Source organism: Rhizobium sp. RU33A (genome assembly GCF_900156055.1).
Lineage (GTDB): Bacteria > Pseudomonadota > Alphaproteobacteria > Rhizobiales > Rhizobiaceae > Allorhizobium.
The window spans coordinates 402,711-417,337 of record NZ_FTMQ01000003.1 but is presented as its reverse complement, the minus strand read 5'-3'; the positions used below and the strand labels follow the sequence as shown (position 1 = coordinate 417,337).

Annotated in this window: 17 protein-coding genes; 12 read left to right on the top strand and 5 right to left on the bottom strand. The window is 61.3% G+C overall.

Annotated features, from left to right (window positions below):
- The first annotated feature begins 71 nt into the window (after positions 1–71).
- Positions 72–503: a DUF6455 family protein gene (locus tag BW978_RS12920; protein ID WP_076395708.1), complete on the top strand. Its 432-nt coding sequence runs from the start codon at positions 72–74 to the stop codon at positions 501–503.
- A 3-nt stretch (positions 504–506) separates the two neighbouring features.
- On the opposite strand, the gene BW978_RS12915 is transcribed toward BW978_RS12920, so the two are convergent.
- Positions 507–938, bottom strand: coding sequence for a CoA-binding protein (locus BW978_RS12915; protein WP_076395706.1), 432 nt, complete (start codon positions 936–938; stop codon positions 507–509).
- Positions 939–1,051: 113 nt separating this feature from the next.
- Between BW978_RS12915 and BW978_RS12910 the strand changes: the two genes are divergently transcribed.
- The gene (locus tag BW978_RS12910) at positions 1,052–1,396 is read left to right on the top strand and encodes a hypothetical protein (RefSeq protein ID WP_054150599.1); all 345 of its coding nucleotides are present in this window, start codon (positions 1,052–1,054) and stop codon (positions 1,394–1,396) included.
- Positions 1,397–1,410: 14 nt separating this feature from the next.
- Here BW978_RS12910 and BW978_RS12905 read toward each other — a convergent pair whose 3' ends face one another.
- On the bottom strand, positions 1,411–1,875 hold the full coding sequence (locus tag BW978_RS12905; RefSeq protein WP_076395704.1) for a CoA-binding protein: 465 nt from the start codon (positions 1,873–1,875) through the stop codon (positions 1,411–1,413).
- A gap of 114 nt (positions 1,876–1,989) precedes the next feature.
- Positions 1,990–2,421 carry a VOC family protein gene (locus BW978_RS12900; RefSeq protein WP_076395702.1) on the bottom strand — a complete coding sequence of 144 codons (432 nt, stop codon included), beginning with the start codon at positions 2,419–2,421 and terminating at the stop codon, positions 1,990–1,992.
- Positions 2,422–2,852: 431 nt separating this feature from the next.
- On the opposite strand from BW978_RS12900, the gene rplM reads away from it, so the two are divergent.
- The 6 genes from rplM (at position 2,853) to BW978_RS12865 (ending at position 7,663) form a co-directional block, all read left to right on the top strand.
- A complete protein-coding gene (gene rplM, locus BW978_RS12895; protein WP_076395700.1) occupies positions 2,853–3,317 on the top strand; it encodes a 50S ribosomal protein L13 in 465 nt (154 codons plus the stop codon).
- A 2-nt stretch (positions 3,318–3,319) separates the two neighbouring features.
- Positions 3,320–3,784, top strand: a complete 465-nt coding sequence (gene rpsI / locus BW978_RS12890) for a 30S ribosomal protein S9 (protein WP_076395698.1) — start codon at positions 3,320–3,322, stop codon at positions 3,782–3,784.
- 149 nt (positions 3,785–3,933) lie between these two features.
- Positions 3,934–4,887, top strand: coding sequence for an agmatinase (speB, locus tag BW978_RS12885; protein ID WP_076395696.1), 954 nt, complete (start codon positions 3,934–3,936; stop codon positions 4,885–4,887).
- A gap of 68 nt (positions 4,888–4,955) precedes the next feature.
- The gene (gene argC / locus BW978_RS12880; protein ID WP_076395694.1) at positions 4,956–5,888 is read left to right on the top strand and encodes an N-acetyl-gamma-glutamyl-phosphate reductase; all 933 of its coding nucleotides are present in this window, start codon (positions 4,956–4,958) and stop codon (positions 5,886–5,888) included.
- Positions 5,889–6,382: 494 nt separating this feature from the next.
- A complete protein-coding gene (locus BW978_RS23565; RefSeq protein WP_076395690.1) occupies positions 6,383–6,760 on the top strand; it encodes an aminoglycoside phosphotransferase family protein in 378 nt (125 codons plus the stop codon).
- A 60-nt stretch (positions 6,761–6,820) separates the two neighbouring features.
- Complete coding sequence (locus BW978_RS12865) at positions 6,821–7,663, top strand: DODA-type extradiol aromatic ring-opening family dioxygenase (protein ID WP_076395688.1); 843 nt, start codon at positions 6,821–6,823, stop codon at positions 7,661–7,663.
- Between the two features lie 6 nt (positions 7,664–7,669).
- Here the strand turns inward: BW978_RS12865 and BW978_RS12860 are convergent, their stop codons facing one another.
- A complete protein-coding gene (locus BW978_RS12860; protein WP_076395686.1) occupies positions 7,670–8,773 on the bottom strand; it encodes a COX15/CtaA family protein in 1,104 nt (367 codons plus the stop codon).
- A 116-nt stretch (positions 8,774–8,889) separates the two neighbouring features.
- On the opposite strand from BW978_RS12860, the gene BW978_RS12855 reads away from it, so the two are divergent.
- Both BW978_RS12855 and BW978_RS12850 read left to right on the top strand, forming a co-directional pair.
- The gene (locus tag BW978_RS12855; RefSeq protein ID WP_069041660.1) at positions 8,890–9,117 is read left to right on the top strand and encodes a DUF2842 domain-containing protein; all 228 of its coding nucleotides are present in this window, start codon (positions 8,890–8,892) and stop codon (positions 9,115–9,117) included.
- A gap of 115 nt (positions 9,118–9,232) precedes the next feature.
- Complete coding sequence (locus tag BW978_RS12850; RefSeq protein WP_083697582.1) at positions 9,233–10,495, top strand: GNAT family N-acetyltransferase; 1,263 nt, start codon at positions 9,233–9,235, stop codon at positions 10,493–10,495.
- Between the two features lie 27 nt (positions 10,496–10,522).
- Here BW978_RS12850 and BW978_RS12845 read toward each other — a convergent pair whose 3' ends face one another.
- Positions 10,523–12,715: a GumC family protein gene (locus tag BW978_RS12845; RefSeq protein ID WP_076395684.1), complete on the bottom strand. Its 2,193-nt coding sequence runs from the start codon at positions 12,713–12,715 to the stop codon at positions 10,523–10,525.
- A 183-nt stretch (positions 12,716–12,898) separates the two neighbouring features.
- Between BW978_RS12845 and BW978_RS12840 the strand changes: the two genes are divergently transcribed.
- Positions 12,899–13,474 (top strand): polysaccharide biosynthesis/export family protein, encoded by a 576-nt coding sequence (locus BW978_RS12840; RefSeq protein ID WP_069041663.1) that lies wholly within the window; start codon positions 12,899–12,901, stop codon positions 13,472–13,474.
- 3 nt (positions 13,475–13,477) lie between these two features.
- The gene (locus BW978_RS12835; RefSeq protein WP_076395682.1) at positions 13,478–14,620 is read left to right on the top strand and encodes a glycosyltransferase family 4 protein; all 1,143 of its coding nucleotides are present in this window, start codon (positions 13,478–13,480) and stop codon (positions 14,618–14,620) included.
- Positions 14,621–14,627 lie beyond the last annotated feature (7 nt).

Genomic DNA, 14,627 nt, shown 5'->3' with positions numbered 1-14,627 from the left:
CATACTTGATCGAGGTCAATGCGGGCACGTGCCGCACTGGCATGCTGCTTTCCAGTCGAAGGAGAGCCCCCATGACACTGACGATCACCGATCCGGTCCGCCAAACCGTGCAGCAGCTTCTTTCCTGGTTCGCCCAGGGCTTTAAAACCGCCAATGAAGGCAACATGCTGGCCGCCTTATCCGATGCCGAAGTCGATGCGCTCGCAGACGACTGCGGCATCAGCACCCATCAGTTGCTGGCGCTCGTTAAGGCAGGCCCGCATGCCGCCGATGAAATGCCGGCCATGATGCGGGCCCTGAACATAGATCCCGCAGAGGTGGAGTGCCGCATGCGTCGCCTCTTTCGCGACATGCAGGTGACCTGTGCGCAGTGTTCGTCCAAGGATACCTGCCGGGCACATCTGCATCAGGGCCAGGCCGAGCGGACCTTTGTTGAGTATTGCGGCAATGCCGATACGCTGAACGCGCTGCGCGCCAATCCGGACCTGCTGGTCGGGGCTTGAGTCCTATAGGCCGAGCCTGGGGATTTCGATCGCAGGGCAACGGTCCATGACCACGCGGATGCCAGCCTCTTCGGCCGGCTTGACGGCTTTGTCGTCACGCACGGAGAGCTGGCCCCAGATCACCCTGGGGCGGCTGGGCAGAGCAAGTGCCTCCGTCACCACCTCGCCGAGATATTCCGGAGCGCGGAAGACGTCGACCATGTCGATCGCCTCTGGAATATCAGCCATTGTGGCGTAGACATGCTGGCCGAGGATTTCCTTGCCGGCCTGGCCTGGATTGACCGGATACACAGTGTAGCCCTTCGACAGCAGAAAACGCATGACGCCGAAACTCGGGCGATCCGGCTTTGGAGACGCGCCGAGCAACGCGATCGTTCGAACGTTTCCGAGGATGTCCCGCAGGTCCTCTGCAGTGTAGTGATCGTGATCGGCCATCTCAGTCTCCTCATTTCGGTAGATCAGGATTAAATGGTGTGGCCGTCGTCGACAACAAGGCGGAACCGCCCTGCCCGGCCACACGTTGATCTGCCGTCTCAAGGAGGACCGCCATGCGCCCGACACAGCTTGCCATCACGACCATCGCAGCCCTGCTGCTTGCTCAGCCAGCACTCGCGATTTCGCGCTACAACTCCACTGCGCTTACCTGCGACCAGGTCCGGCAGCGCGTCCTGAACGAAGGCGCGGTTATTCTGCGCTACCCGTCGACGCGCGTGAAAGGCATGACGCTCTACGACCGCTACGTCACGCGCAGCGCCATGTGCGATCCGCATGAATATGCCGAGCGTGCCTATGTGCCGACACGCGATGCCGCCCGGTGCCCAGTGCTCAACTGCCAGGACTACGATCCCGAGACGCGTCGATTCGGGTTCGGAAAACCGATCATCCGCTTCTGAAGCGCCGGAGCGTATCAGGCTGCATGACCTTGCGCCGAGCCCGGATGCAGCCGCTCATAGACAAGTGGGTATTCAGAGACCAGCGCGCGGTTCATGACCATGCTGATGCCTGCTGCCTCTGCCTTTTCGGCCGCCGCATCATCCCGGATGCCGAGCTGACACCAGATCGCGAAGGGCCGGGGCGACATTGCCAGGACCTCGTTGACGATGCCCGCCAGGCATTCCGTGCGGCGGAAGACATCGACGAGATGAACCGGTTCCCGGATCTCCGCCAGCGATCCGTAGACCTGCTGCCCGAGGATGCGCTCGCCGCGATGCAGCGGATTGACGGGGAAAACGTGATAGCCCTTGCCGAGCAGAAAGCCGGAGATCCAGTGACTGGGGCGCTTGTCGTCCGGCGAGGCGCCGACGACGGCCACGTTCTTGGCCGTCGCAAGGATATCGGCGAGATAGCTGTTGAGGTAGGTGTCATGGTTCATGGACGTTCCTCCCGGCCCGCGAAGGCCTTTGGTTTACCCGTCCATCTTGTCCCGACGACAGCTTAGCGCCGACCGCTTAACGAGCTGCCACGGATATCCGTCGAATGCCGGATATCATTCCGGAAGAACGACATGTCCGTGTTCGTCCTGCGGGAAGAAGGGGTTGAAGGCGATTTCCCACAAATGGCCATCGGGATCGGCCACGTAGCCGGAGTAACCACCCCAGAAGACCTTCTCCGGCGACTTGACCAGCCTTGCCCCGCAGGACACGGCAAACTTCACGACGGCATCGACGCCGATCTCGCTCGAGACATTGTAAGCGAGCGTGACGCCGGAAAAGCCCGGGGGCGTGTCTTCGACATGCGCATCTTCCGCCAGGCTGGCGCGCGAAAACAAACCAAGAGCCGTGCCCTTCAGCTGGATGAAGGTCACCTGGTCGTTGGACGCGGAGGATTTTGTCCAGCCCAACCGCGCATAGAACTCGGTGCTGCGAGCGACGTCGGCGACGCCGAGCGTGATGAGCGAAATTCGGCGTTCGAGCGACATGGCGATCTCCGTTGACGACGTCAGTCGCTATGTTCGGTTTATGTTTTCATTATGTTCATGAGAATATTAGCGACATCATAGGTTGCATCGAATAATTCCGACGCATCGGTTCCATTTGCCTGCTGCGCTGGAATGTAGAATTGCGTCCTTGCTGGTTGGTTCCCGCGGTCACGCAGCATGACTGCGGAAGCAACTGACGTGTGGTAAAATAACACCCTACATTTAAGCCACTGTTTTCAATAGTTTTTCTCCAACACCCTACCGATGCTGCGATCTTGACCTCCGACAGCGCACCCTCTATACCGCTCCTCGGAATGCGGTCCTTAGGGACCTCTTTCTTTTTTGTGTCGAAAACGGCGCGAAACAAGCAACAAGAAACGCCTGTCGCTCCCTCACTCGGGAAACACAGGATCACACTGAAAGAGACCTCAATGTCTACCTTCGTTCAGAAGCCTGCAGAGGTGGAGAAGAAGTGGATCCTCATCGACGCCGAAGGGCTCGTTGTCGGCCGCCTCGCCACCATCATCGCCATGCACCTGCGTGGCAAGCACAAGGCCACCTACACCCCCCATGTTGACGACGGCGACAACGTCATCGTCATCAATGCCGAAAAGGTCGTCTTCACCGGCAAGAAGTATGCCGACAAGAAGTACTACTGGCACACCGGTTATCCGGGCGGCATCAAGGAGCGTACGGCTCGCCAGATCATCGAAGGCCGCTTCCCGGAGCGCGTTCTCGAAAAGGCCGTCGAGCGCATGATCCCGCGTGGTCCGCTCGGTCGTCGCCAGATGAAGAATCTGCGCGTCTATCCTGGCACGAACCACCCGCATGAAGCTCAGCAGCCCGTCGCTCTCGACGTCGCCTCGCTGAACAGCAAGAACACAAGGAGCGCCTAAGTATGGCCGATCTTTCTTCCCTGAAGGACCTTGCTCCGGCACAGGACGCAGCTCCGGCTCACGTCCGCAAGGTCGACTCGCTGGGTCGCTCCTACGCCACCGGCAAGCGCAAGAATGCCGTTGCCCGCGTATGGGTCAAGCCGGGCACCGGCAAGATCACCATCAACGGCCGCGAGTTCTCCGCGTACTTCGCACGCCCGGTCCTGCAGATGATTCTGCAGCAGCCGATCGTCGCAGTGGCCCGTGACGGCCAGTTCGACATCATCGCGACTGTCGCTGGCGGCGGTCTCTCCGGCCAGGCCGGTGCAGTTCGTCACGGTCTCTCGAAGGCCCTCACCTACTTCGAACCGGGCCTGCGTCCGGTCCTGAAGAAGGGTGGCTTCCTGACCCGCGACAGCCGCGTCGTCGAGCGTAAGAAGTACGGCAAGGCGAAGGCCCGTCGTTCGTTCCAGTTCTCCAAGCGTTAATTGCTGGACAACCGGAAACGGAAATCAAGGCGGGGCTTCGGCTCCGCCTTTTTTCGTTTTGCAGTCTGCGTTCAATGCTTGAACGCGATGGGCTTGACCGCCGATGGTGACCTTATAATTTGATCAAATTCGAAATCCGGAGCAGCAGCATGGCCAGCAAGACGATCGACAACGCGTTTACCGCGAAGACCCTGCGCGGTGCTGCGACCGACCCGACCTATGCGGGCGTGCTGTCCTTCATGCGGCGGAAGTATTCGAAGGACCTCACCGACGTCGACGCGGTCGTACTCGGCATTCCATTCGATGCCGCCGTCTCCAACCGCCCCGGCGCGCGTTTCGGACCACAGGCAATCCGGCGCGCCTCTGCGATCTTCGACAATGATCCGCAATACCCTTTCGCCCGTGACCTCTTCGAGCAGATGGCCGTCATCGACTATGGCGACGTGCTGCTCGACTACGGCAATCATCAGCACACACCGGGCCTGATCGAGCAGGAGGCCGCGAAGATCATTGCCTCCGGCGCCTATCTGCTCGGCCTTGGCGGCGACCACTTCGTCACTTGGCCACTCCTGAAAGCCCATGCCGCCAAGCACGGCCCGCTAGCACTGGTACATTTCGACGCGCATCAGGACACCTGGGACGATGACGGCCAGCGCATCGACCACGGTTCCTTCGTCTGCCGGGCGGTCCGCGAAGGCGTCATCGACCCCAAGAAGTCGATCCAGATCGGCATCCGCACCGAAGCGCCCGAGCATTTCGGCATCCGGATCATTCCCGGCTACGAAGTCGAGGACATGGGCGCGCAGGCCATCGCCGACGCGATCCTCTCGCATGTCGGCACGGCGCCGACTTACATGACCTTCGACATCGACTGCCTCGACCCGGCCTATGCTCCAGGCACCGGCACGCCGGTCGCAGGCGGCCCCTCCTCCGCCAAAATGCTGTCGGTGCTGCGCAAGCTCGGGGCCCTCGACATCCGGGGCTCTGACATCGTCGAGGTGGCGCCGGCCTATGACCATGCCGACATCACCGCAATTGCCGGTGCGACGGTTGCGATGTATATGCTGGGCCTGCGCGCCGAGAAACTCGCGACACGCACCTGACACATTGATTCAACACACTGACAATCAGATTCCGCATTCTCATCCAAACCTCTGACAGGATTAGACAAATGGCAGCGAAGATCTTCATCGACGGCGAACACGGCACAACGGGTCTGCAGATCCGCACGCGCCTGGCCGACCGCCGCGATCTGGAGCTGCTGTCGATCCCCGAAGCGGAGCGGCGGAACGAGAAGATGCGCGAGGACATGCTGAACAGTGCCGACATCGCCATCCTTTGCCTGCCTGACGACGCGTCGAAGCAGGCCTATGAGATGACGGCAGCGAATAACAATGTCCGTTTGCTGGATGCCTCCACGGCATTCCGGGTGCATCCGGACTGGGCGTATGGCTTTGCCGAAATGGACAAGGCGCAGAAGGCGAAGATCCAATCGGCACGCTATGTTTCCAATCCCGGCTGCTATCCGACCGGTGCGATCGGCCTCATCCGTCCGCTGCGCGCCGCCGGCATCCTGCCGGACGGCTATCCCGTGTCGGTCAATGCCGTCTCCGGCTACACCGGCGGTGGCAAGCAGCTGATTGCGCAGATGGAAGACAAGACCCATCCCGAGCATCTGGTCGCAAACAACTTCCTCTACGGCCTGACGATGAAGCACAAGCATGTGCCGGAAATGCAGACCCATGGCCTGCTCGACCGCGCACCGCTGTTCGCGCCTTCCGTCGGCCGCTTCGCCCAGGGCATGATCGTCCAGGTGCCGCTCTTCCTCGAAGATCTCGCCGCCGGCACGACGTTGGAGAGCATCCATGCTGCACTCGTCGCCCACTATGCGGGCCAGGAGATCGTCAGCGTCGTTTCGCTCGGCGAAAGTGCCAAGCTGCCGCGCGTCGATGCAGAAGAACTGGTCGGACAGGACACGATGAAGCTCTTCGTCTTCGGCACGCCCGGTGGCGCGCATGTCAATCTGGTCGCCCTGCTCGACAATCTTGGCAAGGGCGCGTCAGGAGCGGCTGTGCAGAACATGGACCTGATGCTGTCGGCGTGATGCCGTGGCCGCGTTGTCCGAGCTACCCGTCGCTCTCACAGAAGCCTGGAGCATCGACAAGGCGGAGCTCGTCGCTGACACGCCGTCGAGTCTTATTTTTCGAGTTTGGCGGCGTGGCTCGACAAACATTGTAAAGAGCCTCAAGCCTGCGGGACACGGCGAACTGCCTGGCCTCGACTTTCTCGAGTGGAGGCAGGGTCTCGGTGCCGTTCGCCTCATTGACCGTGTCGGCCACTCATCTCTGCTCGAAGATGGGGGCGCGCGGACGCTGCGGGAACACCTTGATCGCTGGGGCGACGCGGAAGCAACGGACGTCGTGCTCCGTGTGCTGGGCAAGCTGCAAGCTCCAAGCGGACGAACGGTTCCAGACGCGCTCGTGCCCCTCGATCGACATTTCAGGTCTCTGTTCTTGCTTGCGGAAACATCAGGATCGTCCGAACTCGGCACGGTCGCAAGCTGGGCCGCGCATATCGCACGCGGCTTGCTCAGCGAGCATGGGCCAAAGACCGCTTCATGGTGACCTCCATCACGAGAACATAGTCCAGGATGCGTCCGGCGAGTGGCGGGCGATCGATCCGCAGGGACTTTATGGCGACCCGGTCTATGATGTGGCCAATGTCTTCGGAAACCCGCAGGGAAATGGGACGCTCGTCCTGGATCGGCTGCGCATCATGCGCCTAACGGAGTGCTTCGGGGTTCATTTCGGCTGCAGCGGCAGGAAGATCCTAAGTTATGCGGCGGTTCACGCGATGCTCTCTGTCGCCTGGATGCTGGAAGACGGGTCGTCGCTGGCAGGCGATGCAAGGCTTGTGGAGCGCCTGGCCTTTGCCCGGATTGCAAGATCGCTGCTTGTCGAACACTTTGTCGACTGAATGACGGATCGCCGGCCTCATCACCCTTTGGTAGGACGGAAGCGTACCAGCGAGGTCGTCATGAGCAGCGAAATCCCACATCGCCATCGTTTCCCCGTCTACTTCATTCCTCATGGTGGCGGCCCGTGGCCGTTCATGGAATTCCCCCGGGATGCCGAAGGCAAGACGCCCTGGGACGATCTGCGGGCCTTCCTCGAAGGCCTCGATGCGGAAATCGGGCGGCGGCCGAAGGCTGTACTCGTGGTTTCAGGCCATTGGGAGAAGGAACCGGTGCCGACGTTGAGCACGGCTGCGAAGCCTGGCATGCTCTTCGACTATTACAATTTCCCGCCGCACACCTACGAACTCTCCTACCCTGCCCCGGGGTCGCCGGACCTTGCGGCCCGCGCGCGGGCACTACTGGCAGAGGCCGGGATCGAGAGCGCCGAGGATGCCACGCGCGGCTTCGATCATGGCGTCTTCATCCCGTTCATGCTGCTCTATCCGGATGCGGATGTGCCGCTGACGATGATCTCTCTCAAGAATACGCTGGATGTTGAAAGCCATGTGGCGATCGGCAAGGCGTTGGCGCCATTGCGTGACGAAGACGTGCTGATTATTGCTTCGGGCATGAGCTATCACAACATGCGGATGTTCCGGCAGGCCGAACCCAATCATGTTCAGCAAGCGATCCGGTTTGACGATTGGCTGACGCAAGCGGTCTCATCACCCGACAGCGCGCGGCGTTCAGAAGTGCTCGCGACCTGGGAGCAGAACCCGGATGCCCTGGCCTGCCATGTGCCAGACCACGATCACCTCGTGCCGCTGTTCGTAGCCTCGGGTGCCGCAGGTTCGGATGCTGGGCGGCAGGTCTTCCGGGGTGAGTTCCTCGGAAAACCTTACTCCGCCTATCGCTTCGGCTGATCAGGCTCAGTCGCGGACTTCAACCACAACCGGCTTCGGGCGCTCGCCGTAGAAGGCACGCAGATGAGCGACGGCAAAGGCGAGAACCACCAGCGCCATGCCCTGATGAATGACACCGGCAGCCAGCGGCACCTGCATCACGAGCGTCGCGATGCCGATCACCGCCTGGATGCTGATGAGGACGAAAAGCACCACGCTGCGGCGGGCATGGGTGGTCTCGGGAGCCGCCCGCAGAGACTGGATCATGTAGGCGAGTGCTGCCGCCCAGAGAACATAGGCGCCGATGCGATGGATATATTGCACCGTCTTGGGGTTTTCGAAGATGTTGATCCAGGCGGGAGACTGGATGAAGAGCCCTTGCGGCACCCAGGCGCCGTCCATCAGCGGCCAGGTGTTGTAAGTGAACCCGGCATCGAGACCCGCGACAAGCGCACCAAGATAGATCTGAACGAAGGTCATGATGAGCAGAACGCCTGCGAAGAAACGGCTCTTTTCCGTCGGGACAGCATCGTCCGTATGCGGGTAAAGGCTGCGATAGATCCAGACGCAACTGGCGAAAATGAAGCAGGCCATCATCAGGTGGACGGCCAGACGATACTGGCTGACATCAGTCCGCTCGCTGAGACCCGAGGAAACCATCCACCAGCCGATGAAGCCTTGCAGGCCTCCGAGCGCCAGAAGCCCGACCAGCGGCGTGCGCAGGCTCGGCTCGATCTTGCCGCGCAGCCAGAAATAGGCGAGCGGCACGGCAAACAGCACGCCGATCAGGCGGGCGAGCAGACGATGTGCCCATTCCCACCAGAAGATGAACTTGAACTCGTCGAGGCTCATGCCCTTGTTGATCTGCTGGTATTCCGGGATCTGACGATAAAGTTCGAGCTCTTCTTCCCACTCTGCGGCGGTCAGCGGCGGGATAACGCCATGGATCGGTTTCCATTGGGTGATAGACAGGCCTGAGTCGGTCAGGCGCGTTGCGCCGCCGACCAGCACGAGACAGAAAAGCGCAAAAATCACCACGCCGAGCCAGATGCGGACCGCCTTTCGGTCAGCATCCACGCGAGCGATTTCCTTGCGCACCTGCAACTCGGTTCCGGTCAATACTGCTGTCATTCGTCAATCCTCTTTTCGCCCGTTGATTTGCATCAGTCAGCCGTGCAAAACAAGCCCGCCGGTTTGCGGCAAGCGGTCGCGTCGCTGAGGACGGCGACGTCGAGTAGGAATAAGGCATGACAAGGCGCCCGAAACTGAGATCCTTCATCGGCACGATCCTGATCATCCTGATCGTGTCGGTCTATGCCCTTCTCGCGACGACGATCGCGACGGCAACCCTCGCGACCGCCCCCTGGTGGGCTCATCTGCTCTATTTCCTCCTGACCGGCCTGCTCTGGGTCATTCCCGCCATGCTCGTGATCAAGTGGATGGCCGGCCCGTTCAAGAAGAAGGATGCGGATTAACTCCGCCTTTACCTTGGCAAGGTGTCAGGCTGCCCATCTCCGAGACCGATAACCGTTTGTTGGCAGTGTCCGCCTAAGCTCCTGCGCGTCAGTGAAACCGGACGGGATAGGGTACATGCGGGCCCAGATACGCCATGATGCGATGGCATTTGCCGAAGATCTGCCAGATGACGGCGCCACCGTCGAACGCAATCGAGCGACCGTCAACACTCCGGCCGGACGGCTCTCGCTGACCGTGCACCAGCGCATGAAGCCGCTGGAAAAGGTCTGGCGGCAGCTTGAGGCCGATCCATGGAACTCCCTGCATCATGGCTATGACTGGTGCCGCGCCTGGGTCGAGACCCATGGCCATCCGCTTGCCATCGTCGAAGGACGCCTGAACGACGAGATCGCCTTCCTGCTGCCGCTCGAAATCGAACGGCACTATCTCGTGCGCAATGTCCGCTTCATCGGATCCGCCTTCACGAACTTCAACAGCGGCCTGTTCAGCGCCGGCTTCCGATCGATCGCGTCGACGCTTCCCGGCCCCGCGCTCGAAACACTGCTGGTCAACGCGTTGCGTGATCACGCCGACCTGCTCAGCTTGACGAACATCCCCTTCGACTGGCGCGGCGAGCGGCATCCGCTTTCGGCTCTGCCGCATATCCGCAACCAGAACGCATCCTTCCAACTGCCGCTGTGTGCGACCATGGAAGAGACGATTGCTGCGCTCAATGCCAAAAGCCGCCGCAAGAAGTATCGCGCACAGATCCGCAAGCTGGAAGCCGCAGGCGGATTCGAGCATATCCGCCCGACAAAGCTTGCCGAGCAGCAAGCCCTCCTCGAACGCTTCTTTCAGCAGAAGGCTGCCCGGTTCGCCGCAGGCGGCTTGCCGAACGTCTTCCAGCCAGCGGAGACACAGGCCTTCTTTCGCATGCTTCTTGAATTCAATCGCGGCGGAAGCGACGTTCCACTCGAACTGCATGCCATCCGCCTGACGGGTGAGCATGACGGCAAGATCGCCGCCATCACCGGCCTTTCCCGCAAGGGCGACCATGTCATCTGTCAGTTTGGCTCGATCGACGACGGTCTTATGACGGAGGCCAGTCCAGGCGAACTCCTGTTCTGGTTGGTCATCGAGCGCAGCGCCCTGAGCGGTGCTGCCCTATTCGACTTCGGCATTGGCGATCAGGACTACAAGCGTCGCTGGTGCACTGTGCAAACGGTGCACCATGACGTCTTGCTGCCTCTGCGCCCTGCCGGTCATTTCGCCGCCATGACGCATCGTAGCCTCACCCGGACGAAAACCTTCATCAAGGGTAATCCGCATCTCTACACCCTGATCCAGAGGTTCAGGGCCCAGAGCACGGCGACACCGGCGCCGAAATCAGAGGATTGATCGTTCCGAACCCGGAAACGCCTGATATCAGGCTGCGTCCCGGGCGTGGCGGCTTGGCGGAGTCTTCACCGAAAGCAGAACGAGATCCGAGTAGCCGACATCCTCGAAGGTGACCATGATCTCGGCCAGCTCGTCCGCCCTCGGCTCGGGAGCTGAGAGGATGATCTCGTGGCGGCCGTTGCGGCTGAGACGCGCAACGCCTTGTGCATTCGCAGGGCCGCATTCGACCAGCACCAGATCGTAGACGTCGGCGAGCGCGTCGACGATCATGGAGAGACGGTCGGCACCACGCATGGCCTGACGGATATCCGCATTGCCCTGAGGTACGATATCGGCTGTCGAGGAGCGGTCCGGATGGATGCAATCGGCAAAGGCGGCCTCACCGGTCAACAGATCTGTGATCCCGGGAAGGTCGCGCCAGGATGCCATCAAACGCGTCGGGCAGGCCGAGCCCGTCATGTCGACGAGGACCATGCGCTTGCCGCGTTCGGCCAGCTCGCGAGCGAGAGCGACCGTGCCAAGCGAGCCATCGTCGCCCGACGGCGAAATCGCAAAAGCGATCCGCGTCTCCTGCTCGACGAGAAAGTTGGCCACAGACGCGATCGAGAATTCGTCATGCTCCTCGGCAGTCTCCGTTGCCGGAAGCTCGGCGGTGACAGCCTGCTCCATCTCCTCAACCAGATCTTCGTCCGGGGCAACGTTCAGCAGGCTCGCAGGCGTATCGGTCGAGCGCTCCGGCCTGTCCTGATCGGGGGCGGCTTCCTGCTGCGGCAGCGCCTCTTCTTCCCGGCGCACGGCAACGGGAACCACTGCCCCCGTGGGACGCAATGCGCGACCGCTGAAAAGTTCGGCCAGCATCACCGCAACGGCCGCGAGGATCATGGTCGACAGCGTGGCGACGATCGTAATCGGCAGAACCTTGGGGAAATTCGGCTCCTGTGGCTCGATCGCGGTGGAAATCACACGCGCGTCGGCAGGGCTCGAATCCTTGTCGAGGCGTGACGACGCCTCGCGGTAGCGCGCCAGATAGGTTTCGAGCAGCTGACGCTGGGCCGTCGCCTCGCGCTCCAGCGACTTCAACCCGACTTCGTCTTCGCCGGCACGGGCCGTGTCGGCCTTCAAGGTATTGAGCTGGGCCAACAGCTGTGTTTCGCGTTCACGGGCAACGGCTGCTTCATTTTCGAGGCCGGCCGCGACCTTCAGGGATTCGGCCTGTACCTGCTCGCGGATACCAGCAAGCTGGGCGCGCAATGCCTTCATCTGGGGATGACCGTCGAGGAGGCGCGTGGAGAGATCGGAAATCTGGGCGCTCAACTGCGATTCCGTTGCCCTCAGGCGCTGGATCGATTCCGAGCGGGCAACCGCATCCAGCGTCTCGGTCGACCTTCCAGCCCTGATGCTGGCACGCAGGTTCTCCGCGGTTGCCTCGGCATTTGCGCGTTCGCCACGGACCCGGGCAAGCTCAGTCGAGATATCCGAGAGCTGCTTGCTGCTGAACGAGCTCTGATCGGAGCCAAGCGACATCAATCCCGCCGACGAGCGATATTCGGCGACCGTCTGCTCGGCCTCGCGAACCTTTTCGCGCAGGTTGGCAATCTCCGTCTCCAGCCAGCGCACGGCGTCGGAATTGCTGTCGAGCTTGGCACCGCTTTGCAAGGACCGATAGACGTCTATCATCGTGTTCGGGACGGCTGCCGCAAGCTTCGGATCCTGCGATGTGAACTCGATCCCGATCACCCGCGACTTGTCGACCTGATAGACGGCGAGCTTTTCCTTGAAGGCGTTGATGACGCGCTCTTCGGGTGGAAGTTCGAGCGGGTTGCTCTTCAGGCCGAAGAGCACGAGGAAATCGGTGATGACGGACGGGCTGGAATCCGGATCGAATTCGGTACGCTCGTTGAGATTGAGCTCGCGTGCCACCTGCTTGATCAGATCGACGGACTGCAGCAGCTGCACCTGGCTTGCCACATTGAGTTCGTCGGGCATGGTTTCGACGGTCGCGGAGTTGGCTCCGGATGCGGAAAAAGTTGGCTCGCGCGGCTCGATCAGGAGTTTGGCATCGCTTTTGTAAGTCGGCGAGATCGCATTGGCGCCGACGAAGGCCAGAACTCCGACAAGAGCCGTAGCGCCCAAGATCCTCCCCTTCCGCTGCCACACGGCGCGAAAGAGCTGGGCGAGGTCGATATCGACATCATGTTGATCACGGTCCACACTCGGCATCACAGACTCCCGGAACATCTTGTCGGCGAAAGTAAAGGATCATGGTAACTCAAGGGTTAACCGTGATGCTCCCAGTTTTGGCGTCCGAATGATGCAACCAGCCATCGGTCGTTTACCCGGCATTAACCCTAACCATTCGATAACAGGCCAACGAATGTGGGTTCAGTGGGAGCGCAGCAGCGCATGGCGATGGTCGGCAAACAGGCGATGGTTCTGATCGCAAGCGTGGTCCTGTCGATCGGCGTTTCGGGCTGCGCGAGTTATCGCCCTGCCCCGAAGGTCTTTCACGAGGCAACCATCCAGCCGTATCGGCTCGACAGCGGCGACCGTCTGCGCGTCACCGTCTTCGAACAACCGAGCCTCACCAACACCTATACCGTTGACCAGGCCGGCTACATCGCCTTCCCGCTTGTCGGTCAGGTCGCCGCTCGCGGTGCGACCCTCACCCAGCTCGAAGGCGCGATCGCCCAGAAGCTCAAGCAAGGGTACCTGCGTGATCCCGACGTCTCGATCGAAGTCGATCGCTATCGGTCCATCTTCGTTATGGGCCAGGTCGGGCAGCCGGGGCAATACGCCTATGTACCGGGCATGACGATCCTCAACGCCATCGCTGTCTCCGGCGGCTTCAACAGCCGGGCCAATCAGCGGGATGTCGACGTGACCCGCAAGATCAACGGACAGATCATTACCGGTCGCGTGCCGATCACCGACCCAATCCTTGCCGGAGATACCGTCTACGTGCGCGAACGGCTGTTCTGATCGATGGCAGAAGTCCAGTCGCTGCGCATCGTGCATTGCTTTCGGTCGCCGATCGGCGGGATCTTCCGCCATGTCCGCGATCTGGCAGAATTGCACAGCGCGGCCGGACACAAAGTCGGCATCCTCTGCGACAGCTCGACGGGCGGCGCGCATGAAGACCGGCTCTTCGATCAGATCATGCCGCATCTTTCGCTCGGCGTCACACGCTTCCCGATCCGGCGTTCGGTCGGATTGAAGGACATGGCAGCACTTGCCGAAGCTTACAAACTCATCAAGGAATTGCAGCCGGATATCCTGCATGGTCATGGCGCCAAGGGCGGCGTGATCGCGCGGTTGATCGGCTCACTGCTGCGGGTTCGAAGGTATCGCGTCGCCCGCCTCTACTCACCGCACGGCGGCAGCCTGCATTTCTCGCGGACAAAGCCGTCGGGACAGGCGGTCTTCATGGCGGAGCGCATCCTGGAGCGGATGACGGAATCGATCTCCTTCGTCTGTGACTACGAGCGCCAGACCTACGAGACGAAGATCGGCATACCCCATTGCCAGGCGACGCGGGTCTATAATGGCATCAGCGAGAGGGACTTCGGGCGTATCCCGGTCGAAGCCGAGGGCGTGGATTTCGCCTATATCGGCATGCTGCGCGATCTCAAGGGGCCCGACGTCTTCATCAATGCCTTCGCCGAAGCTGAACGACTGGTCGGTCGACCGTTGAGCGGGGTAATCGTCGGAGACGGCCCCGATCTCGATCGCTATCGTCGAATGGTCGAACAGAAGGGCCTCAGCCGCCGGATCGGTTTCAGACCCGCCATGCCCATCTCCGAGGCCTTTGCGCTCTCTGACATCATTGTCGTTCCCTCGCGCGCCGAGGCCATGCCCTATATCGTTCTGGAGGCGCTGGCCGCACAAAAGACCGTCATCGCCTCACGGGTCGGCGGCATTCCCGAGATCCTCGGCAATGACAGCGAGGCCCTCGTCGAGGCCGGCCGCGCCGATCTCTTCGGTGCGGTGATGGCAAAGGCGCTGACCGATCCGGACTGGTCGAGGCGAACCATGCCAAGTCCTCAGAGCTTCCGCTCCCGTTTTTCCGCAACAGTGATGGCCCGGGACATCGAAGCGCTTTATCGGGCACAACTCGCGCGTATTTGACTGCGGC

What these genes read in the sequence shown, in the direction of transcription:
- BW978_RS12915 (WP_076395706.1), bottom strand. Translation starts at nt 938, where the DNA reads ATGGCCGATCACGATCACTACACTGCAGAGGACCTGCGGGACATCCTC.
- argC (WP_076395694.1), top strand. Translation starts at nt 4,956, where the DNA reads ATGGCAGCGAAGATCTTCATCGACGGCGAACACGGCACAACGGGTCTG.
- BW978_RS12910 (WP_054150599.1), top strand. Translation starts at nt 1,052, where the DNA reads ATGCGCCCGACACAGCTTGCCATCACGACCATCGCAGCCCTGCTGCTT.
- rpsI (WP_076395698.1), top strand. Translation starts at nt 3,320, where the DNA reads ATGGCCGATCTTTCTTCCCTGAAGGACCTTGCTCCGGCACAGGACGCA.
- BW978_RS12865 (WP_076395688.1), top strand. Translation starts at nt 6,821, where the DNA reads ATGAGCAGCGAAATCCCACATCGCCATCGTTTCCCCGTCTACTTCATT.
- BW978_RS12845 (WP_076395684.1), bottom strand. Translation starts at nt 12,715, where the DNA reads ATGCCGAGTGTGGACCGTGATCAACATGATGTCGATATCGACCTCGCC.
- BW978_RS12905 (WP_076395704.1), bottom strand. Translation starts at nt 1,875, where the DNA reads ATGAACCATGACACCTACCTCAACAGCTATCTCGCCGATATCCTTGCG.
- BW978_RS12860 (WP_076395686.1), bottom strand. Translation starts at nt 8,773, where the DNA reads ATGACAGCAGTATTGACCGGAACCGAGTTGCAGGTGCGCAAGGAAATC.
- rplM (WP_076395700.1), top strand. Translation starts at nt 2,853, where the DNA reads ATGTCTACCTTCGTTCAGAAGCCTGCAGAGGTGGAGAAGAAGTGGATC.
- speB (WP_076395696.1), top strand. Translation starts at nt 3,934, where the DNA reads ATGGCCAGCAAGACGATCGACAACGCGTTTACCGCGAAGACCCTGCGC.
- BW978_RS12835 (WP_076395682.1), top strand. Translation starts at nt 13,478, where the DNA reads ATGGCAGAAGTCCAGTCGCTGCGCATCGTGCATTGCTTTCGGTCGCCG.
- BW978_RS12900 (WP_076395702.1), bottom strand. Translation starts at nt 2,421, where the DNA reads ATGTCGCTCGAACGCCGAATTTCGCTCATCACGCTCGGCGTCGCCGAC.
- BW978_RS23565 (WP_076395690.1), top strand. Translation starts at nt 6,383, where the DNA reads ATGGGCCAAAGACCGCTTCATGGTGACCTCCATCACGAGAACATAGTC.
- BW978_RS12850 (WP_083697582.1), top strand. Translation starts at nt 9,233, where the DNA reads ATGCGGGCCCAGATACGCCATGATGCGATGGCATTTGCCGAAGATCTG.
- BW978_RS12855 (WP_069041660.1), top strand. Translation starts at nt 8,890, where the DNA reads ATGACAAGGCGCCCGAAACTGAGATCCTTCATCGGCACGATCCTGATC.
- BW978_RS12920 (WP_076395708.1), top strand. Translation starts at nt 72, where the DNA reads ATGACACTGACGATCACCGATCCGGTCCGCCAAACCGTGCAGCAGCTT.
- BW978_RS12840 (WP_069041663.1), top strand. Translation starts at nt 12,899, where the DNA reads ATGGCGATGGTCGGCAAACAGGCGATGGTTCTGATCGCAAGCGTGGTC.